The organism is Bradyrhizobium sp. STM 3561 (assembly GCF_045571455.1).
In the GTDB taxonomy this organism is placed as follows: Bacteria; Pseudomonadota; Alphaproteobacteria; order Rhizobiales; family Xanthobacteraceae; genus Bradyrhizobium; species Bradyrhizobium vignae.
Genome location: NZ_CP120695.1, coordinates 7,295,609 through 7,315,353 on the forward strand (window position 1 = coordinate 7,295,609; position 19,745 = coordinate 7,315,353).

The 19,745-nt window shown below is 65.4% G+C and carries 19 protein-coding genes, 1 other RNA gene and 2 pseudogenes; 9 read left to right on the plus strand and 13 right to left on the minus strand.

The window, feature by feature from the left end; translation table 11 throughout:
* Positions 1–11: 11 nt before the first annotated feature.
* From P6U28_RS34515 to P6U28_RS34540, 6 genes are all read right to left on the minus strand, one after another.
* On the minus strand, positions 12–431 hold the full coding sequence (locus P6U28_RS34515; RefSeq protein WP_162500491.1) for an HIT domain-containing protein: 420 nt from the start codon (positions 429–431) through the stop codon (positions 12–14).
* Positions 432–719: 288 nt separating this feature from the next.
* On the minus strand, positions 720–1,847 hold the full coding sequence (locus P6U28_RS34520) for a muconate cycloisomerase family protein (protein WP_122406021.1): 1,128 nt from the start codon (positions 1,845–1,847) through the stop codon (positions 720–722).
* A complete protein-coding gene (locus tag P6U28_RS34525) occupies positions 1,844–2,599 on the minus strand; it encodes an SDR family NAD(P)-dependent oxidoreductase (RefSeq protein WP_129146175.1) in 756 nt (251 codons plus the stop codon). The genes P6U28_RS34520 and P6U28_RS34525 overlap by 4 nt, the downstream gene beginning before the upstream one ends.
* Entirely contained in the window at positions 2,599–3,393 is a 795-nt protein-coding gene (locus P6U28_RS34530; protein WP_407120649.1) for an amino acid ABC transporter ATP-binding protein, read from the minus strand. The genes P6U28_RS34525 and P6U28_RS34530 overlap by 1 nt, the downstream gene beginning before the upstream one ends.
* Positions 3,390–4,052: an amino acid ABC transporter permease gene (locus P6U28_RS34535; protein ID WP_122406018.1), complete on the minus strand. Its 663-nt coding sequence runs from the start codon at positions 4,050–4,052 to the stop codon at positions 3,390–3,392. The genes P6U28_RS34530 and P6U28_RS34535 overlap by 4 nt, the downstream gene beginning before the upstream one ends.
* Positions 4,053–4,247: 195 nt before the next feature.
* Positions 4,248–5,093 (minus strand): transporter substrate-binding domain-containing protein, encoded by an 846-nt coding sequence (locus P6U28_RS34540; protein WP_407120650.1) that lies wholly within the window; start codon positions 5,091–5,093, stop codon positions 4,248–4,250.
* Between the two features lie 183 nt (positions 5,094–5,276).
* Between P6U28_RS34540 and ffs the strand changes: the two genes are divergently transcribed.
* The 5 genes from ffs (at position 5,277) to P6U28_RS34565 (ending at position 8,759) form a co-directional block, all read left to right on the plus strand.
* Positions 5,277–5,373: signal recognition particle sRNA small type (ffs, locus tag P6U28_RS34545), an RNA gene on the plus strand.
* 92 nt (positions 5,374–5,465) lie between these two features.
* Positions 5,466–7,286: a DNA polymerase III subunit gamma/tau gene (locus P6U28_RS34550; RefSeq protein ID WP_129146172.1), complete on the plus strand. Its 1,821-nt coding sequence runs from the start codon at positions 5,466–5,468 to the stop codon at positions 7,284–7,286.
* A 25-nt stretch (positions 7,287–7,311) separates the two neighbouring features.
* Positions 7,312–7,632, plus strand: coding sequence for a YbaB/EbfC family nucleoid-associated protein (locus P6U28_RS34555; RefSeq protein ID WP_122406015.1), 321 nt, complete (start codon positions 7,312–7,314; stop codon positions 7,630–7,632).
* Between the two features lies 1 nt (position 7,633).
* Entirely contained in the window at positions 7,634–8,236 is a 603-nt protein-coding gene (gene recR / locus P6U28_RS34560; RefSeq protein ID WP_129146171.1) for a recombination mediator RecR, read from the plus strand.
* An 88-nt stretch (positions 8,237–8,324) separates the two neighbouring features.
* A complete protein-coding gene (locus tag P6U28_RS34565) occupies positions 8,325–8,759 on the plus strand; it encodes a hypothetical protein (RefSeq protein WP_122406013.1) in 435 nt (144 codons plus the stop codon).
* Between the two features lie 130 nt (positions 8,760–8,889).
* On the opposite strand, the gene P6U28_RS34570 is transcribed toward P6U28_RS34565, so the two are convergent.
* Both P6U28_RS34570 and P6U28_RS34575 read right to left on the minus strand, forming a co-directional pair.
* Positions 8,890–10,254 (minus strand): AmpG family muropeptide MFS transporter, encoded by a 1,365-nt coding sequence (locus P6U28_RS34570; RefSeq protein WP_129144546.1) that lies wholly within the window; start codon positions 10,252–10,254, stop codon positions 8,890–8,892.
* 188 nt (positions 10,255–10,442) lie between these two features.
* Positions 10,443–11,645 (minus strand): DNA recombination protein RmuC, encoded by a 1,203-nt coding sequence (locus P6U28_RS34575; RefSeq protein WP_122406010.1) that lies wholly within the window; start codon positions 11,643–11,645, stop codon positions 10,443–10,445.
* 170 nt (positions 11,646–11,815) lie between these two features.
* Between P6U28_RS34575 and def the strand changes: the two genes are divergently transcribed.
* From def to P6U28_RS34595, 4 genes and pseudogenes are all read left to right on the plus strand, one after another.
* Complete coding sequence (gene def, locus P6U28_RS34580; RefSeq protein WP_122406009.1) at positions 11,816–12,343, plus strand: peptide deformylase; 528 nt, start codon at positions 11,816–11,818, stop codon at positions 12,341–12,343.
* Between the two features lie 132 nt (positions 12,344–12,475).
* Entirely contained in the window at positions 12,476–13,399 is a 924-nt protein-coding gene (gene fmt, locus P6U28_RS34585) for a methionyl-tRNA formyltransferase (protein ID WP_407120651.1), read from the plus strand.
* Positions 13,399–14,136 (plus strand): tRNA pseudouridine(38-40) synthase TruA, encoded by a 738-nt coding sequence (truA, locus tag P6U28_RS34590; RefSeq protein WP_407120652.1) that lies wholly within the window; start codon positions 13,399–13,401, stop codon positions 14,134–14,136. Before fmt ends, truA begins: the two co-directional genes overlap by 1 nt.
* 221 nt (positions 14,137–14,357) lie before the next feature.
* Positions 14,358–15,526, plus strand: a pseudogene (locus P6U28_RS34595) (IS481 family transposase).
* 46 nt (positions 15,527–15,572) lie between these two features.
* Here P6U28_RS34595 and dapE read toward each other — a convergent pair.
* The 5 genes and pseudogenes from dapE to P6U28_RS34620 form a co-directional block, all read right to left on the minus strand.
* On the minus strand, positions 15,573–16,739 hold the full coding sequence (dapE, locus tag P6U28_RS34600) for a succinyl-diaminopimelate desuccinylase (protein ID WP_129144549.1): 1,167 nt from the start codon (positions 16,737–16,739) through the stop codon (positions 15,573–15,575).
* A pseudogene (locus tag P6U28_RS34605) lies at positions 16,736–16,825 on the minus strand (DUF805 domain-containing protein); the annotation flags it as partial. The gene dapE and the pseudogene P6U28_RS34605, both read right to left, overlap by 4 nt.
* Positions 16,826–17,671: a 2,3,4,5-tetrahydropyridine-2,6-dicarboxylate N-succinyltransferase gene (gene dapD, locus P6U28_RS34610; RefSeq protein WP_129144550.1), complete on the minus strand. Its 846-nt coding sequence runs from the start codon at positions 17,669–17,671 to the stop codon at positions 16,826–16,828.
* A gap of 237 nt (positions 17,672–17,908) precedes the next feature.
* Positions 17,909–18,601 carry a pyrimidine 5'-nucleotidase gene (locus tag P6U28_RS34615; protein ID WP_129144551.1) on the minus strand — a complete coding sequence of 231 codons (693 nt, stop codon included), beginning with the start codon at positions 18,599–18,601 and terminating at the stop codon, positions 17,909–17,911.
* A 14-nt stretch (positions 18,602–18,615) separates the two neighbouring features.
* Positions 18,616–19,602 carry a DUF1036 domain-containing protein gene (locus tag P6U28_RS34620; RefSeq protein WP_122406975.1) on the minus strand — a complete coding sequence of 329 codons (987 nt, stop codon included), beginning with the start codon at positions 19,600–19,602 and terminating at the stop codon, positions 18,616–18,618.
* Positions 19,603–19,745: the final 143 nt, after the last annotated feature.

Consider the following 19,745-nt stretch of genomic DNA (forward strand, 5'->3'; position numbering starts at 1 on the left):
TTCTTGTTCTTTCAACCCAACCAGATCTTGCGGCGAAGCGCGCTGATGAAATTCTGAACCTCGGCGGCGTCGTGGGCCAGCGGCGGCATCACGCCCCATACCGGTCGCGGCCAGGCCGCGTCACTGGTCCGCCGCGCGATGATGTGGACGTGCAGCTGTGGCACGAGATTGCCGAGCGCGGCGATGTTGAGCTTGTCGCATTTGGTGATCTCCTTCAGCGCGCGCGAGACGCGGGAGATCTCCGTCATCAGCTGCGCCTGCTGCACCTCGTCGAGATCGATGATCTCGACCGCGTCGGCGCGCCGCGGCACCAGCAGCAGCCATGGATAATGCGCGTCCTTGATGACCAGCACCTTCGACAGCGGCAGATCGCCGATGTCGATGGTGTCCTCTTTCAGGCGGGAGTGCAGCGACCAGGCGGGTTCGGGCATATGCGTTTCCGGATGGCCCGATGGGATCGGGCTTATCGGGTCCGACCATACGATAGCGATTCCGATAGGGGAAGGATCCGGGCTCCGCTCTAGCCGCATACTCGGTCGTCGCCCCGGACAAGCGCGCCTCAGGCGCGCGCAGATCCGGAGCCCATAACCACAGGGAGTGGTTGTTATGCGCGCTGCCAGCTCCGAGCCTTCGCCAAATTCGATTCTGTGGCTATGGGTTCCGGGTCTGCGCTGGCGCTTGCCCGGGACGATGGCGGAGATTGTAGCGCGAGCGGCGACCTACACCTCCGCCAGCACCCGCGCATTGGCGCGAATCGAGGCTTCGCTGACGCGGATGCCGAGACCCGGTCCATCCGGCACCACGACATGGCCGTTGCGATTCGCGACGCGCTCCTCCAGCACGTCGTCGGTCAGCACGTGATGCGGCATGTAGAATTCGCAGCCGAGCGAGATGCCCGGCGTTGCCGCAATCAGCTGCGTGCCGGCGGCGAGCCCAATGCCGCCCTCCCACAGCGTGCCGCCATAGCCGGGCAGGCCCGCGATGTCGGCGATCGCCATGATCGCCTGGGCCTCGAACAGGCCGCCGGCCTTCATCAGCTTGATCGAGACCGCGTCGGCCGCCTCGCGGCGCACCACCTCCATCATGTCGCGGCGGTCGAAGCAGCTCTCGTCGGCGAGCACGGGCGTCTCCAGTGCCGCGGTGAGCTGCGCCATCACGTCGAGAAATTTGCGCGGCACCGGCTGCTCGATGAAGGTCGGCGCGAACTCCTCGACATCGCGCAGGGTCTTGATGGCGCCGAACGGCGCCAACGCCTGATTGTAGTCGACGCGCAGATCGACCTTGTCGCCGAACTCCTTCCGGATCGCTTCGAGATGCGCGAGATCCTCGCGATGCGGCTTCACGCCGGTCTTGACCTTGTAGATGACATTGCCGTCCGGAACCATCTTTCGCATGCGCTCGAGGTCGGCGACGAAATCCGGATCAGCGATCGAGAAGGAGAGGGGAATGGTGTCACGCACGCGGCCGCCGAGGAGATCGGCAACGGAGAGTCCCGACGACTTGCCGACGATGTCGAGCAGCGCCATCTCGATGCCGACTTTTGCTTCGGCATGTCCGACCAGTGCGCGGTCGAGCTCCGCCATCAGCGCGCGGATCCGGCGCACCGGCTTGCCGAGCACGATGGGGCGTAGATAGATATCGAGCGCGGAGAACGCAGCTTCCGGCGTTCCCGTGAACACCTCCCACGGCGCCGCCTCGCCCCAGCCAACCACGCCGTCGCTCGACGTCAGCTCGATCAAGACGCGCTTCACCGTGCCCTTGACGTTGCCGACGCCCTGCAGGCGCGCCATCTTGATCGGGCTCTCGATCAGGAACAGCCTGAGACGTTCGATGCTCGCTTCGGTCATGTCAGGCCTCCATTGACGTGCCAGACCTGGCCGGTGACGTAGGATGCTTTCGGGGATGCCAGGAAGGCGATGATCTCGGCGACCTCCTCTGGCCGCCCGCGCCGGCGCATCGGGATCAGCGCCTCGGTCGCCGCGATCTGCTCGGGCGACAGCCGGCTCTCGCTCGGCTTGTCCTTGACGATGAGGCCCGGCGCCACCGCATTGACGGTGATGCCGTCGCTAGCGAGCTCGACCGCGGTCAGCCGCACCAGCGCTTCCAGCGCGGAGCGGCTCGCGGCGGTCGCGGCAAAGGGCGCGAATTCGGGGCGGATCGCGTGCGCAACGAAGGAAGACACGGCGACGATCCGCGCATCGCGCCCAGCACGGAGTTGCGGAATCGCAAGCTTCACGAAACGCGTGAAGGCGAGAGCGGATTCGTCCATCGCCTGCATGAACTGATCGGCCGGCGTGCCGATCGCGCTGCCGCGGCGGGCGTGGCCTCCAATCAGGATCAATCCGTCGAGCCGGCCGAAATCGAGATGCGCAGTCGCGCATGCCCGCGTCAGGGCGACTTCATTGGCGAGATCACCGAGGCATGTTGCAACGGCCGCACCGCAGGCTTGCGCCGCCGCCGCGGTAGCCTTGAGTCCGTCCTCGTTCGATCGCGTGTGCAGCACGAGCCCGATGCCGGGCGCTGCGAGCAGCTTTGCGGTGGCGCGGCCGATGCCGCTGGCAGCGCCGGTGACGAGATAGACGCGTTCAATATCGGACATCACGATGCTGCATTTGCCGGCGGCAAGGCGCCGGTGCGGTGGAAATGGCCGAGGAAGGCGCGTGTCGCGGCCTCCTGCGGATTGTCGATCACCTGCCGCGCCGGGCCTTCCTCGATCACGATTCCGTCGCGCATGAAGATCAGGCGGTCAGCGACCTCGCGGGCAAACGCGATCTCGTGGGTCACGATGACCATCGTCATGCCCTCGGACGCCAGTCGCTGCATCACGCTCAAGACCTCGCCGACCAATTCAGGGTCGAGCGCCGAGGTGGCCTCGTCGAACAGCATCACGTCAGGCTCCATCGCGAGCGCGCGCGCGATCGCAACGCGCTGCTTCTGGCCGCCGGAGAGTGTCGCCGGATATTGGTCGGCCTTCTCGGCCAGGCCCACCTTTGCAAGCTGTGCACGCGCGAGCGTCTCCGCGTCCGCCCTGGCCATGCGTCGCACAGTGACCGGTCCCTCCATCACGTTCTGCAGCGTCGTCATGTGCGGGAACAGGTTGAAGTGCTGGAACACCATGCCGGTGGTCGCGCGGAACTTTGCGAGCGTCTTCACATCGGGGAGTTTTGTGCCATCACCGAATGAAAATCGGGTGTCGCCGACGCGGACGCTGCCGCCGTCGGGCACGACCAGGAGATTGATGCAGCGGAGCAGTGTCGACTTGCCGGAGCCCGACGGCCCGATCAGCGCGACGACACCGCACTTGGCGACATCGAGATTGATGTTCTTGAGAACCTCGTTGCTGCCGAAGCTCTTGCGCAAGGACCGGATCTCGATTTTCGGCGTCTCGCTCATTCGCTCACCGCCAGTCGCTTCTCGCCGCGCCGGACGATGATGGTCAGCGGAATCAGGATCGCCGCATAGGCGACCGCAACCGCAGTGTAGGTTTCCAGCGGCCGGTAGCTGTCATGCGCCGCGACCTGGCTCTGATAGACGAGGTCGGGCACCGCCAGCACCGACACCAGCGAAGTGTTCTTGAACTGAATGATCGACTGGTTCATCAGCGCGGGGATCATGCGCTTGATCGCCTGCGGCAGCACGATGCGCCGCATGGTCTGGCTCGGCGTCATGCCGAGCGCGGCGCCTGCCTCCGACTGGCCGCGGTCGATCGAGACGATGCCGCCGCGAATGATCTCGGAATAGAACGAGCCGCCATACAGCGACAGCGCCAGCGCCGAGGCCGTGATCGGCGTCATCTCGACGCCGGCGAGGATCGGCAGCGCGTAATAGAACCATATCAGCTGTACCAGGATCGGCGTGCAGCGGAACGCCTCGATGAAGGCGAGCGCGGCAAGGCGCAGCACCCGAAGGCGCGACAGGCTGCCGAATGCGCCGAGCAGGCCGAATAGCAGCCCGCAAACGACGATGACCACGGTAAAGCCGACGGTGACGCCGAGCCCGTTGAGAAAGAGCCAGCGATAGCTCCAGAGGATGCCGAAGTCCCACTGATACATGCGTGCTTTCTTGCTTCACCTCTCCCGCTTGCGGGAGAGGTCGTGCCGCATCGCAGATGCGGCACGGGTGAGGGTTCTTTCCTCTGGGGGAGTCTTGCCAGCTGAGCCACCCTCTCCCCAACCCTCTCCCGCAAGCGACGTAGGCGGGAGAGGGGGCGCAGCGAGATTACCGATGCAGCGGCGCCCAATCATGCGCTACAGCGACACGCCCGGCGGAATGTCCGCCTCCGTCACACCCACCAGCTCCATGTTGGTGATGATCGCGTTGCGGATGAAGCCGAGGCCCTTGTTGAAGTCGATCCAGGTGTTGACGTAGTCGCGCCAGGTCTTGTCAGTCTCGCGGCGGAAGCCGGCATTCGACGTCGTCGCGAAGATCGGCGTCGGCAGCACAAGCTGGCCGAGCGAGGGGTTCTTCTTCAGCACGGTGAGCGACAGCATGGTGATCAGGCACTGCGCGTCGACGCGGCCGATCTGCAGCGCGGCGGTGGCATCGTCCGCGGTTTTCAGCCGCGTGATCTGCGCCTTCGGCGTCAGGCGGCTGACGACCTGGTCGTGCGAGGAGCCCTGGTCGACCGCGATCCTGATGTCGGGCGAGTTCAATTCGGCCCAGCTCTTCGGCTTGAAGTCTTTCTTGCAGAGGATGGCGAAGGCGTTGTTGAACACCGGCACCGAGAAGTCGACCACGAGCGCGCGTTTCGGGGTCGGGTTGAGGCCGAAGAAGATGTCAATCTTGTTGGCCTGCAGGTCGAGCACCGAATTGCCCCAGGTGGTCTCGGTGATCTCGAGCTCGGCCTCCATATCGTCGGCGAGGCCCTTGGCGATATCGATGTAAAAGCCCTTCCACTGGCCGGACGCGAGGTCCTTCATGTAATACGGCGCGCCGCCGCCGACCGCGCCGATCCGCATCTTCTTGGTCCGGCGGATGCGGGCGAAGGTCGATTCGTTCGGATCAGCGGTCTGGGCCACGGCCGGCGCAGCCAGCGCGGCGGCGGTCACCGCACCAAGCCCGACAATCGATGCAACATCACGACGTGTAACCATTGGGATCAATCGCTCTTCTGGTTGGATGGAGTTCCGGCAGCGTTCTTAGCAAGGTGGTCCCGGCGGCGAAAGCACAGCCTATCAGCTGGGCAGGCCGGGAATTGCCCGGAGGCTGGGCAAACTCACGCCGTTCGACCGGATACCCGCTTGCTTTCCGATCCCTTTGGCCCCAAATAGGGACCGGGAGATTGGCGGTGGACGAGCCACTCGCCAACCGGGTCAGGTCCGGAAGGAAGCAGCCCTAACGAGGTCCGGATCGGGTCGCTCGTCAGTCTCCTACCTTTTTCCGAGCGAATTGCGCCGGCGGGTCCCCTGCCAGCGCGCTCCTTTCCGCAAAAGCCGGCCGAGAGAGATTTCATTGCGGATCGACCGATGACCGACGCTGGCGCCCCTCCCAATCCTGATAGCGCCGGCCCGGCTGGCAACGCGCCCTACCGGGTGCTGGCGCGCAAATACCGCCCTTCTTCATTCGACGACCTGATCGGCCAGGAGGCCGTGGTCCGCACCGTCTCCAATGCGTTCGAGACCGGCCGCATCCCGCAGGCCTGGATTCTCACCGGCGTCCGCGGCGTCGGCAAGACCACCACCGCGCGCATCCTCGCCCGCGCGCTCAACTACGAGATGTCGGATGGTTCGGTGCAGGGGCCGACCATCCACATGCCGACGCTGGGTGTGCATTGCCAGGCGATCATGGAAAGCCGGCACATGGACGTGCTGGAGATGGACGCCGCCTCGCACACCGGCGTCGACGACGTCCGCCAGATCAATGACAGCGTGCGCTATGCCCCCGCCAGCGCCCGCTACAAGGTCTACATCATCGACGAAGTCCACATGCTGTCGACGGCAGCGTTCAACGCCTTCCTGAAGACGCTGGAGGAGCCGCCGGAGCACGCCAAGTTCGTGTTCGCGACCACCGAGATCCGCAAGGTTCCGGTCACGGTGCTGTCGCGCTGCCAGCGCTTCGACCTGCGCCGCGTCGAGGCCGACGTGCTGATGAAGCACCTTGCCAACATTGCGGCCAGGGAGAGCGTCGAGATCGAGCCCGAGGCGCTCGGCATCATCGCGCGCGCCGCCGAAGGCTCGGTGCGCGATTCGCTATCGCTGCTGGATCAGGCGATCGCCCATGCGGCTGGCGCCGTGAAGGCCGATGCGGTCAGGCAGATGCTGGGCCTCGCCGACCGCACCCGTGTCATCGACCTGTTCGATTCGCTGGTGCGCGGCGACATCGCGGCCGCGTTCAGGGAGTTCCGTGACCAGTACGATGTCGGCGCCGACCCGATCGTCGTGCTCTCCGACCTCGCCGAATTCGTCAATTTCGTCACCCGTGTGAAGATCGTGCCGGCGACGGCCGACAATGTCGCCTATGGCGAGACCGAGCGGGTTCGCGCGCGGGACTTCGCATCCAAGGTTTCCATGCGCGTGCTGTCGCGGATGTGGCAGATGCTGCTCAAGGGCATCGCCGAGGTCCAGGCCGCAACGCGCCCCGCTGCGGCGGCGGAAATGGTTCTGGTGCGCATCGCCTATGTGGCCGACCTGCCGACGCCCGACGAAGCGATCAGGATGCTGGAGCAGAACGGCGGCGGCTCTCAGGTCGTGAGCGGCGGCAGTGCGGCGCGCAGCGCGCCTTCCGCGCCGGTTGCGTCCGCGGCCCCCGTGCGCATGCCGACATCCTCGCCGTCCTCGTTCGGCGGCGGCGCTGCCCGGCCGCAGATGGCGGCGCCGGCGCCGGATCCGCAAGGTGCAGCGCCGCAGCTGCGCATCACCAGCTTCACCCAGCTCGTCGCGCTGGCGGGCCAGAAGCGCGACCTCCTCACCAAGGGCGCACTCGAGGGCGACATGCGCCTCGTCCGTTTCGAGGAGGGGCGGCTGGAAGTCGCGCTCGAGCCCAACGCCTCCAAGACCATGATCTCGGAGCTCGCGAAAAAATTCGAGCTTTGGACCGGCCGGCGCTGGACCGTGATCGTTTCCAACGAGCAGGGCCAGCCGACGCTGCGCTCGGTGAACCAGGCCGCGAAGCAGGAGCATGCCCGTACCGCGGAAGCCGATCCGCGTGTGCAGGAGGTGCTGTCGCGTTTCCCCGGCGCCAAGGTCGTAGAGGTCCGGAGGCTTGCCCCCGAGACGCCGGAATCCAATATTAACGCGGACTATGGCAGTGACGATCCGCTCGACGGTTCCGACGGCGACGATCTCTGAGCCAATCTTTCAAGGACAGGCACCGATGGCTGATTTTCTCGGCATGATGAAGCAGGCGGCGCAGCTGCAATCCAAGATGCAGGAGATGCAGGACCAGCTCGCCAACGTCGAGGTCGAGGGCATCTCCGGCGGTGGCCTCGTCGCCGTGCGCATGACCGCCAAGATGGACGTGAAGGGCATCAAGATCGATCCCTCGCTGATGAAGGCGGAGGAACGCGAGGTGCTGGAAGACCTGCTCGTCACAGCCTTTGGTGATGCGCGCCGCAAGGCGGAGGCCGCCATGCAGGAGAAGATGCAGGCCCTCACCGGCGGGCTCGGCCTGCCGCCGGGGCTGTTCGGCCAGTAAGATGGGCGCCGTTGCAGGTCCTGAGATCGAGCGGCTGGTCCAGCTGCTCGCACGGCTGCCGGGCCTTGGTCCGCGCTCGGCCCGGCGCGCGGCGCTGCACCTGATCAAGAAGCGCGAAGCGCTGATGATGCCGTTGTCCTCGGCCCTTCAGGTCGCGCTCGACAAGGTCGAGGTGTGCAAGACCTGCGGCAACATCGACACGCAAAACCCCTGCACCGTCTGCACCGATCCGAAGCGCGATCCCTCCATCATCGTCGTCGTCGCCGACGTCGCCGACCTCTGGGCCCTGGAGCGGGCCAATGCGACCCAGGGACGCTATCATGTACTCGGCGCGACATTGTCGCCGCTCGACGGCGTCGGCCCGCAGGATCTCAGCATCGACGCGCTGGTGGCGCGCGCGCATGACCCGCAGGTGCACGAGATCATCCTGGCGCTGAATGCGACGGTGGACGGCCAGACCACGGCGCATTACATCACCGACCTGCTTCAGGACGCCAATGTGAAGGTGACGCGGCTTGCCCATGGCGTGCCTGTCGGTGGCGAGCTTGATTATCTCGATGAAGGTACGCTATCGGCTGCGATGCGGCAGCGTACCCTGTTCTAAAGCGTTTTCGAGCGAAGTGGATACCGGTTCGCGTGAAGAAAACGCGTCAAAACAAGAATCTCCATCCAGACTTTACGGAACGGACGACATGACGAAACTTTTCGCCACACGCTTGGCTTTGGTCGCGATGATGACGATGCTGGTGAGCCCGGCCATCTCCGCGCAGCAGGGCGACGAGGCGCCGCCGCCGTCCAAGCCCGGCAAGCCGATCAACACCGGCGACGTGCTCTCCGGCGAGCTCAACGCGATGAAGGTGCGCGACGCCAAGAACGGCAAGCGCGTTGCGACCTACCAGATCACCTCCGAGCCGCGCCGCCTGCCGCCGCCGAACGGGCTCTGCAATCTCGAGACCGGACCCGAAACCTTCCAGCTCGTCACCTCCAGCGACGCGCAGGCCGCGCAGTTGAAGTCGTTCGTCGGCAAGGAGATCTCGGTCAAGGTCGACGAGATCGCCTGCGCCAGCGATGCCGGCCAGATGAGCGAGGCCGTGATCACGAAGTGGAGCCTGATCAAGAAGCAGTAGGGGGCGGGCGACGCATACCGCTCTCTCCGCCGTCATTGTGAGGAGCCCTTGCGACGAAGCAAATCCAGACTGCTTCCGACCGCGGCAGTCTGGATTGCTTCGCTTCGCTCGCAAGACGGCGGGTAGAGCGTCAAACCCGCACCGGCCCCAGCGCCTCGAAATGCCCGCGCTTCTGCAGGTACGCCAGCAGGATCAGGCTCGGGATCGCCACCAGCACGCAGATCACGAAGAACAGCGCCCAGCCCGTGGTATCGGCCACGAAGCCGGCGCCGGATGACAGATAGGTCCGTCCCACCGCCGCGAGCGCGGTGAGCAGCGCATATTGCGTCGCCGTGTGCAGCGGGTTCTGGCACAGCGCCGAAAGATAGGCGACGAAGATCACGGTGCCGATCGCGCTGGTGAAGTTCTCGGCGCAGATGGCGAGCGCCAGCGCCCATTGATTGGTGCCGACCACGGCGAGCCAGGAGAAGGACAAATTGGCGAGCGCCTGCACCACGCCGCCGATCCAGAGCGAGGTCGCCAGGGAGTAGCGGCGCGCGACGAAGCCGCCGGCAAAGCCGCCGATCAGCGTCGCAGCGAGCCCGACGCCCTTTACGATCGCCGCATAGTCGTTGCGCGAGAAGCCGAGGTCGATCACGAACGGCGCCGTCATCGTGCCCGAGAAGGCGTCGGTGAACTTGAACAGCACCACGAAGGCGAGCGCAGCGAGCGCATCCTTGCGCGAGAGGAATTCCGAGAAGGCGCCGATCGCCGCGTGCAGCACGCGCGCGAACGCAGTCTCGGCCTTGGTCGCGGCTTCGGCGCGCACCGATTGCTCGGGCTCGGTCGCGATCAGCGCCGTGATCGTCCCGATCAGCACCATTGCCGCCATCACCACATAGCCCCACATCCACGCCGAGGTGCGGGTGATGCCGGTGCCCTCGAAGCCGGAGACGATGAACAGCGCGCCCGCGGTCGACACCAGCATGCCGATGCGGTAGGCAGCGACGTATGATGCCATGCCGGCGGCCTGCTCGCTCTCGGGCAGGCTCTCGACGCGGAAGGCATCGACCACGATGTCCTGCGTCGACGATGTCGTCGCCACCAGCAGCGCGCCGAGCGCGACGTAGAACGGCGACCGTGCCGGATCGGTGATCGCCAGCAGCAGGATCGCGACGATCAGCAGCAACTGCGAGAATACAAGCCAGCCGCGCCGCCGCCCGAAGACGCGGGTGAACAATGGCACATGCATCGCGTCCACCAGCGGCGCCCACAGGAATTTCAGCGTATAGGGCGTGCCGACCAGCGCGAACAGCCCGATGGTCTTGAGATCGACCCCGGCCTCCCGCATCCACACCAGCAGCGTCGAGCCTGACAATGCCAGCGGCAGCCCCGAGGAGAAGCCGAGGAACAGCACGATCAGCACCCGCGGCTGCAGGTAAACGGCAAGGCTGTCGCGCCAGGAGATGGCGGGTGCGGAAGTCGCGGCAGGGGAAGTCGCGTCGGGTGCGGTCATGGGGTGGTGTTAGCAGATTCTGGGGACGGGTGTCGTTCCTGTCGCCACAAAGGAGCTGTCGTCGCCCTCTCGGTGTCATCGTCCGCGAAGGCAAACGATCCAGTAATCACCAGCGTCTCGGTTCAATCACAGCCGCCGCGGCGTACTGGATGCCCCGCCTTCGCGGGGCATGACAGTGTGCCCTAATCTCACTCCCCCGCCTGGAGCTTCCGCGGAAACAGTTCCGGCGCAGCCGTCGCGACCAGCCGCGGGCCCTCCGCCGCCGCATCGCTCTTGCTGAAATCGAGCTCCTCGATTCTCCCCGCGCGCTTTTCGATCTTGTCGGCGGAGATCAGCACCTGGCGGACGTCCTCGTTCACATCGGCAAAATGTTTTTGCAGCTTCAGCACGCGGTCGCGCAGGCGGCCCAGGTCGTCGCCGAGCTTGATTACCTCGGTGCGGATCTGGTCGGCGGCGTCGCGCATGCGCGCATCCTTCATGATCTGCTGCATCACCTGGATCGCGAGCATCAAGAGCGAGGGCGACACCAGCACGATTCGGGCGCGATAGGCCTTCTGGATCACGTCGTCGAAGCCGTCATGGATCTCGGCATAGACCGATTCCGACGGCACGAACATCAGCGCCATCTCCTGGGTCTCGCCGGTGACGAGATATTTTTCGGCGATATCGCTGACATGCTTCATCACGTCGGCGCGCAACCGTTGCGTAGCAACGCGCCGCTCTTCGTCGGTGCGGGCGTCGTGCAGCGCCGTCATCGCCTCCAGCGGAAACTTCGCGTCGATGCAGAGCGGGCGCTGGTCGGGCAGGAACACGACGCAGTCCGGGCGCTTGCCGGTCGAGAGCGTGAACTGGAACTCGTAGGAGCCCTTGGGGAGACCGTCCTGGACGATCGCCTCCATCCGCGCCTGGCCGAAGGCGCCGCGCGACTGCTTGTTGGCGAGCACGTCGCGCAGGGTGGTCACCTGGGTGGTGAGGTCGGTGAGGTTCTTATGCGCGCTGTCGATGATGCCGAGCCGCTCATGCAGCGCGCGCAGGCTCTCCATGGTGTTGCGGGTCGAATGTTCCATGGATTGGCCGACGCGGTGGGTGACCGAATCCAGCCGCTCGTTGACCGCGCGCGCCATCTCGGCCTGCCGGCCGGCCAGCGCCTGGGTCATGGCGTCGACCCGGCCCGAGGCTTCGCTCTGGGCGCGCAGCACCTCGCTGAGGCGCTCCTCGAGCTCGTCGGCCCGGATCGCGTGCGCCATCGCGAGTTCCGCGCCGCGCCGCCCCGAGCGCGCGATCACCACCGCAATCACAACCAGCAGGATGAGGACCAGGGCGCCGAAGCCGATCAGCGCATCGACGGTGCGCACCGGCCAGTCGCCGAGCATGACAATGATCTCGTTCATGCCAGCCCTTCTAGCCGATTCGCGGTCGGGCACGAACGAAGAGGGAACGTCGGCGGTTAACAACTCCCTACCTTTTATGGTCAACGAAACCTGAAGCTTTTGGTCAGCGGAGGGTTAACGGGGTTCCTGGCCGCATTGACCGCACCCGGCGCGCAGCTTAAATCGCCGCCATGGCCCTACGAGAAATCATCATCCTGCCCGACAAGCAGCTGCGCCTGGTCTCCAAGCCGATCGAGAAGGTCACGGCCGAGATCCGCAAGCTTGCCGACGACATGTTCGAGACCATGTACGACGCGCCCGGCATTGGCCTCGCTGCGATCCAGGTCGCGCAGCCTTTGCGTCTGATCACCATGGACCTCGCCAAGCGCGACGAGAGCGGCGAGACCAAGCACGAGCCGCGCGTCTTCATCAATCCCGAGATCCTCGCTTCCTCCGCGGAACTCTCCACTTACGAGGAGGGCTGCCTGTCGATCCCCGAATATTACGAGGAGGTCGAGCGCCCCGCGAAGGTGCGCGTGCGCTTCACCGATCTCGACGGCAAGGTGCATGAGGAGGACGCCGAAGGCCTCTACGCAACCTGCATCCAGCACGAGATCGACCATCTCAACGGCGTGCTGTTCGTCGACTATCTGTCGAAGCTGAAGCGCGACCGCGTCATGAAGAAGTTCGAGAAAGCCGCCAAACGCGCGGCGGAATAGGCCTCTCTCACGTCGTCATGGCCGGGCTTGACCCTGCCATCCACGCCTTGCTTGCTTTGTCGCCGAGACCGTGGATGCCCGGGACAAGCCCGGACATGACGGAGAACCAGAGCTCTCACCGAACGCAGCCACATGCCCCTCCGCCTCATCTTCATGGGCACGCCCGACTTCTCCGTGCCGACGCTGCTCGAACTCGTCGCGCATGGCCATGAGATCGCGGCGGTCTACACCCGCGCGCCGAAGCCGGGCGGGCGGCGCGGCCTGCAATTGCAGCCGACGCCGGTCGAGGAAGCTGCACGAAAGCTCGGCGTTCCCGTGCTGACGCCGAAAACGCTGAAGACGCCGGAGGCGCTGGAAGAGTTCCGCGCCTTCGATGCCGACGCGGCCGTCGTCGTCGCCTACGGCATGATCCTGCCGCAGGCGATCCTCAATGCGCCCGAGCTCGGTTGCTACAATCTGCATGCTTCGCTGCTGCCGCGCTGGCGCGGCGCCGCGCCCATCAACCGTGCGATCATGGCGGGTGATGCCGAGAGCGGTGTGATGGTGATGAAGATGGATGTCGGCCTCGACACCGGCGACGTCGCCATGGCCGAGCGCATCGCAATCACCGACAGTATGACCGCGCAGGACCTGCACGATCGCCTGTCCCGGTTGGGAGCCGACCTGATGGTGCGCGCGATGGCCGCGCTCGACCGCGGCAGCCTCCAGCTCAAGAAGCAGAGCAAGGACGGCGTCACCTATGCCGCCAAGATCGACAAGGCCGAGGCCCGGATCGATTGGACCAAGCCGGCGCGCGCGGTGCTTCGGCACATCCATGGCCTCTCGCCGTTCCCCGGCGCCTGGGCCGAGCTCGAGAATGCGCGCGTTAAAATCCTGCGCTGCGAATTGGCAAAGGGCTCCGGCGTCCCTGGCGAGGTGCTCGACGATCTCCTCACCGTCGCCTGCGGCGACGGCGCCATCCGCATCATCGAGCTGCAGCGCGAGGGCAAGGCGCGCATGCAGGCCGCGGAGTTCCTGCGCGGCGTGCCGGTCAAGCCGCCGATGCGGTTTTCTTGATGCCCCGCTACAAGCTCACCATCGAATATGACGGCGCGCCGTTCTTCGGCTGGCAGGTGCAGGAGACGCTGCCCTCGGTGCAGGGCGCGCTGCAGGCGGCCGTGAAGGCGATGACCGGCGCGGATTTGCGGGTGCATGGTGCCGGCCGCACCGATGCCGGCGTGCATGCCCGTGGCCAGGTCGCGCATGTCGACGTCGACAAGCAGTTTCCGCCGGGCCGTTTTCGCGACGGCCTCAATGCGCATCTGCGCCCGCATCCGATTGCGGTGCTCGAGGCCGAGATCGTGCCTGATACGTTCGAGGCGCGTTTTTCGGCCGTCAAGCGCCACTATCGCTACCGCATCATCAACACCCGCGGCAATCTCGCGCTCGACGTCGGCCACGCCTGGCGCGTGCCGCGCAAGCTCGATGCCGACGCGATGCATGCGGCGGCACAGCGCCTGCTCGGCAAGCACGATTTCACCACGTTCCGCGACACCGAGTGCCAGGCCAAATCGCCGGAGAAGACGCTCGACCAGCTCGACGTGATCCGCGACGGCCGCGAGATCACGGTCATCACCTCGGCGCGCTCGTTCCTGCACAGCCAGGTGCGCTCGATGGTGGGCTCGCTGGTCTGGGTCGGCGAAGGCCGCTGGACCGCCGACGATCTCTCCGCCGCACTCGCAGCCCGCAACCGCGCCGCCTGCGGCATCGTCGCCCCGCCCGAGGGGCTGTATCTGATGAAGGTGGACTATTAGGCGAGCGGCGCACAGGGCACGCTCTTGCCAAACCCTCGGTGTCATGCCCCGGCTTGACCGGGGCATCCAGTACGCCGCGGCCTCTCGGCTCAATCGCTGCCGTCTCTGGAATACTGGATCGCCCGGTCAAGTGTTCAGCCCGGGGACATGACCGACGGGTGTTCGGGGACATAGCCGACACATCATAGTGCAGGGATTTGGCAGTAAAGGAGGCCAAGTCCATGCCCTGGCGAGAGGTGTCGGTGATGGATCAGCGGCGGGAGTTCGTGCGGCTTGCGATGCAGGAGGGAGCGAACCGGCGGGAGCTCTGCCGGCGGTTCAATATCCATCCCGACACGGGCTACAAATGGCTTGCACGATGGCAAGCGGATCAGAATGTCGACGACCGCTCGCGCCGACCGCATGCGAGCCCGGGACAGACCGATTGCGAGCTTGAGGCACGTATTCTCGCGGTACGCGATGCCCATCCGGCATGGGGAGCTCGCAAGATAGCTCACTGCCTGGAGCGCAATGGCTTGCGTTCGCCAGCAGTCTCAACAGTTCATCAGATCTTGCGTCGGTCTGGCCGCATCAAGCCTCCGATCGGCGGGCCGACGGCAAGCCAGCGTTTCGAGATGCCGGCTCCCAATCTGTTGTGGCAGATGGACTTCAAAGGCTGGGTTCGGCTCGGCAATGATACCCAGTGCCATCCTCTGACGGTGGTGGATGACCACTCCCGCTATGATCTGTGCCTGCAGGCCTGTGCCGATCAACGCACAGATACCGTGCGCAGCCGCTTGGAGAAGACCTTTCGCCACTACGGGCTCCCGGAGCTTTCTTCGTCGACAATGGTTCGCCCTGGGGTGATCCTTCCGGCGAGCGATGGACACGGTTCTCGGTGTGGCTGCTCAAGCTTGGCGTCGCCGTCATCCATAGCCGCCCATATCACCCGCAAAGCCGCGGCAAGAATGAACGATTCCACCGCACCCTCGCGGCTGAGGTGTTCGCACTGCGACAGTTCCGCGATCTCGCAGAGACGCAGCGTGCCTTCGACGCCTGGCGGGAAGTCTACAACTTCGAACGGCCACACGAGGCGCTCGGACAACAGGTCCCGGCCAGTCGATATCGGCCCAGCCAGCGACCAATGCCCGATCGATTGCCACAGGTCGAATACGACAGCCATGAGATCGTGCGCCGCGTCTCCACGACCAAAGCCTATGTCAGCTTCAAGGGACGTCTTTGGAAAGTGCCACAGGCCTTCCGTGGCGAGCGCCTCGCCATCCGCCCCTCGGCAAACGATGCGCAATACGGGATCTTCTTTGCCGCCCACCAAGTCGCTATCATCGACTTGGCGAGCGGAGAATGTGTCGGCTATGTCCCCGAACACCCGTCGGTCATGTCCCCGGGCTGAACATCAAGCCGGGCGATGACGGCGGAATGTTCGGCGATATCGTGCCTCAAGCAAAATACCTCGCCAAAATCCCGCGATACACCTTCGTCAGCTTTTCCAGATCCGCCACCGGCACGCGCTCGTCGACCTGATGCATGGTCTGCCCGACCAGGCCGAACTCGATCACCGGGCAATAGCTGGAGATGAAGCGCGCATCCGACGTGCCGCCCGAGGTCGACAGCTCGGGCTTGCGACCGGTGACCTCCTCGATCGCGGACACCGCAAGATCGGTGAACGGCCCCGGCTTGGTCACGAACACATTGGAGTTCGAGGGCTCCCAGACGATGCGGGCCTTGATGCGGTTGCCGCAGGCTTTGGCGAGACGCGTCTCGACCAATTCGCGCAAGGACGCCTGGGTGTGGTTGTCGTTGTAGCGGATGTTGAATTTCGCGCGGGCCTCGCCCGGGATGACGTTGAAGGCCTTGTTGCCGACATCGACGGAGACGAATTCCAGATTGGAGGCCTGGAATTGCGCGCTGCCGTGGTCGAGCGGCTCGTCGGAGATCGCAACGATCAGCCGTGAGATATCCGGCACCGGATTGGAGGCGCGGTGCGGATAGGCGACATGGCCCTGCACGCCGTCGACGTAAAGTGTGCCCGATTGCGAGCCGCGCCGGCCGACCTTGATGGTGTCGCCGAGCGTCTCGACATTGGAGGGCTCGCCGAGCACGCAATGATCGAATTTTTCGCCGCGCTCGGCGACCCATTTGAGCAGCTTGATGGTGCCGTTGATGGAGACGTCTTCCTCATCGCCCGTGATCAGGAACGAGATCGAACCCTTGCCGTCGCTGCGCGGCTTGCCGCCATTGGCGGCGAGATGCTCCAGCGCTGCAGCGACCGAGCAGGCAATACCGCCCTTCATGTCGACCGCGCCGCGGCCGTGCAGGACGCCGTCCTTCACCTCGCCCGAGAACGCGCCGACACTCCAGGCGCTCTCGTCGCCCGGCGGCACCACGTCGGTGTGGCCGGCAAAGGTGATGTGCGGTCCTTCCGTGCCGATCCGCGCATAGAGATTGTCGACGTCGGCGGTGCCTTCCTCGCTGAAGGTCACGCGGTGGCAGGTGAAGCCGGCGGCGCCGAGGGCTTTTTCGAGCACCCCCAGCGCACCGGCATCGGCCGGTGTCACCGAGGGGCAGCGGATGAGGTCACGGGCAATGGAGAGAGCATCGGTCATGCGCCCCGCTTAACATGCATGCCGCCGGGTGGGCTAGCGCTGGGCGGGACAATTTCGATCTCGCGGCTCTGGTCCCAGCCCTCCGATCAATCCCGCAGCAGCTCGTTGATGCTCGTCTTCGACCGCGTCCGCTCGTCGACGCGCTTGACGATCACGGCGCAGGCGGTGCTCGGGCCGATCTGACCGTTCTTCATCGGCTTGCCGGGCAGCGCGCCGGGCACCACCACCGAATATTCGGGCACTTCGCCCATGAAGACCTCGCCGGTCTCGCGATCGACGATCTTGGTCGAGGCGCCCAGGAACACGCCCATCGCCAGCACCGCGCCCTTGCGCACGATCACGCCTTCGGCGACTTCGGAGCGCGCGCCGATGAAGCAGTCGTCCTCGATGATGACAGGTTCGGCCTGCAGCGGCTCGAGCACGCCGCCGATGCCGGCGCCGCCGGAGATGTGGACGCGCTTGCCGATCTGCGCGCAGGAGCCGACGGTGGCCCAGGTGTCGACCATCGTGCTCTCATCGACATAAGCGCCGAGATTGACGAAGGACGGCATCAAGACGACGTTCTTGGCGATGAAGGCCGAGCGGCGCACCACTGCCCCCGGCACCGCGCGAAATCCGGCATCGCGAAAACGGTTCTCGCCCCAGCCCTCGAACTTCGAGGGCACCTTGTCCCACCAGGTCGCCTTGCCCGGGCCGCCGGGAATGACGCCCATGTCGTTGAGGCGGAACGACAGCAGCACGGCCTTCTTCAGCCACTGATTGACCTTCCACTTGCCGTCAGCGCCGCGCTCGGCAACGCGCGCCTCGCCCTTGTCCAGGGTCTCCAGCGCCTGGTCCACGGCCTCGCGCACCTCGCCCTTGGTCGTGGTCGAGATGCCGTCACGCGCCTCGAAGGCGCTGTTGATGGTGGATTCGAGGGCTGCAAGGGACATCGGGATTTCCTCTGGGGACGCGGGAATTTTGACGAGATTGGAGCGCTTTTTCGGGATTTGGAAGGGTGGAGTCAAGCATACTCTCCCGTCATCCCGCACAAGCGCGCCCTCAGGCGCGCGCAGTAACCACAGGGAGCGCTTTTGGCGAAGACTCGGAAGTTGCGACCTCGCGCTGCGACCAAATCCCGTAGTCATGGGGCCCGGGTCTGCGCTTATGCTCGCTCGGGACGGCGGCGGCTATTGTGGTGACAGCCTGCCCAAAAACCCCGCCAGATCATCCGTGACGTGATCGACATGGGCCGCGTCCCGACCCTCCAGCTCCCAGTCCTCGCGCACCACTTCTTTCGTCCCGTCCGGCACCACCAGCACCGTGGTCATGCCGAGCTGGTGCGGGACGGTGAGGTTGCGGGCGAGGTCTTCGAACATGGCGGCGCGGGTCGGCTCGACCGCATGCTGGCTGAGGAATTTCTGGTAGGTCTGCGGCGCCGGTTTCGGTTCGAACTCGGCGGCGATGATGTCGAACACGCCGTCGAAATGTCTGGCGAAGCCAAGCCGCGCCAGCACCGCATCGACATGGTCGACCGAGCCATTGGTGAGGATAAGCTTCCGGCCCGGCAGCTTTGCGATGGCTGCGCCGAGAGCCGGGTTCGGCTCGAGCGGCGAGTGGTCGATCTTGTGGACGTAAGCGAGATAGTCGTCGGCGCGGACGCCATGCAGCGTCATCATGCCGCGCATCGTGGTGCCGAAGCGAAGGTAATAATCCTTCTGGATCTTGCGCGCTTGCTCCGGGCCGACGTTCAGCCAGTTGCAGACGAACTCCCCGATCCGCGCATCGACCTGCTGCCACAGATTGACGTGATGCGGATAGAGCGTGTTGTCGAGATCGAACACCCAGGTGTCGACATGCGCGAAGCTGCGGGGAGTTTTCATGACAACCATCTCGATCACGGCACCGCGAACCGCAGCGTCTTGCCGCCGCTCGACATGTCGACGGTGCCAAAGCCCGTCGGCGTAAAACCGCGCGCGCCGCAATCGGTCTGCTCGCTGGTCTCGAACTTGGTCTCGCGCGTGCAGAGCTGCCTGTCGCCGCCCCAGTTCAGCGGCCGGTCCTTGAGCTTGACGACGCGGTTGTCGGCATCGACCGCTTCCGCGAAGCTGAAGATCTGCTTCGGCTGACCGGTCACGTCGGGGTGCAGGCAGGTCTTGGGATCGATGCGATACCAGCCGCGGCTCGTCACGGACTTGCCGTCATCGGTCGCGATCGCCGCCATCACCTTGTGCGGCGTGTCGTTGCACCAGGTCAGCCCGGTCGCGGAGGGCGTCTGCACCGCATCGACCATGGTCTTGAAGAAGGTTTGTGAGCCCACGATGTCCGACGACAGGCCGCGGCTCTTCAGGAAGGCGGCGAGCGCGGCTTGCGTCTTCGGCCCGTCGACTCCGTCGATCGGCGCTGCGTCGTAGCCGGCGATCACCAGCAGTCGCTGGATGCCGGCGAGGCGCGCCTGCTCGTCGTCATATTCGGAATCCTCGGCGAGGTAGGCAACGAGGTTGCCGTCCGCGCCTTGCGTCGGCGTCACTTGCGTGAACGGGACTTGCGTCTGCCCGCTGCGGCACTGTCGTGCCGCGGCGATGACGAAATTGTCCTGCGCCACGCAGAGCATGTCGCTGCCGCTTTGCGGGATCGGGGAGGCGCCGTAGACGCCGAGCGCGCGGGCGTTGAGCAGGATGCGGTCGGCGGTCAGCGTGCCCTGCACCACCACGCGGCAGGCGGCGGGATCGATCCTGAACCAGCCGCGCGTCGCGGTCGCCGCCTTGTCGTCGATGCCGATCGCGGCTTCGACGACATAGGACATGCGGTTGCAGATTTTGAGATCGGCCAAAGCCGGCGCGGAGGAGAAGAGGAACGACACGACCGCGGCCGGCACCGTCATCATGAAGCGGGTGAGGGACGAGCGGTGGTGTTGTCTCTGCTCTCTCCGCTCGTCACGCCCGGGCTTGTCCCGGGCATCCACGTTGTTGACGCGGGACGAAAGATCGTGGATGGCCGGGACGAGCCCGGCCATGACGGCTTTCC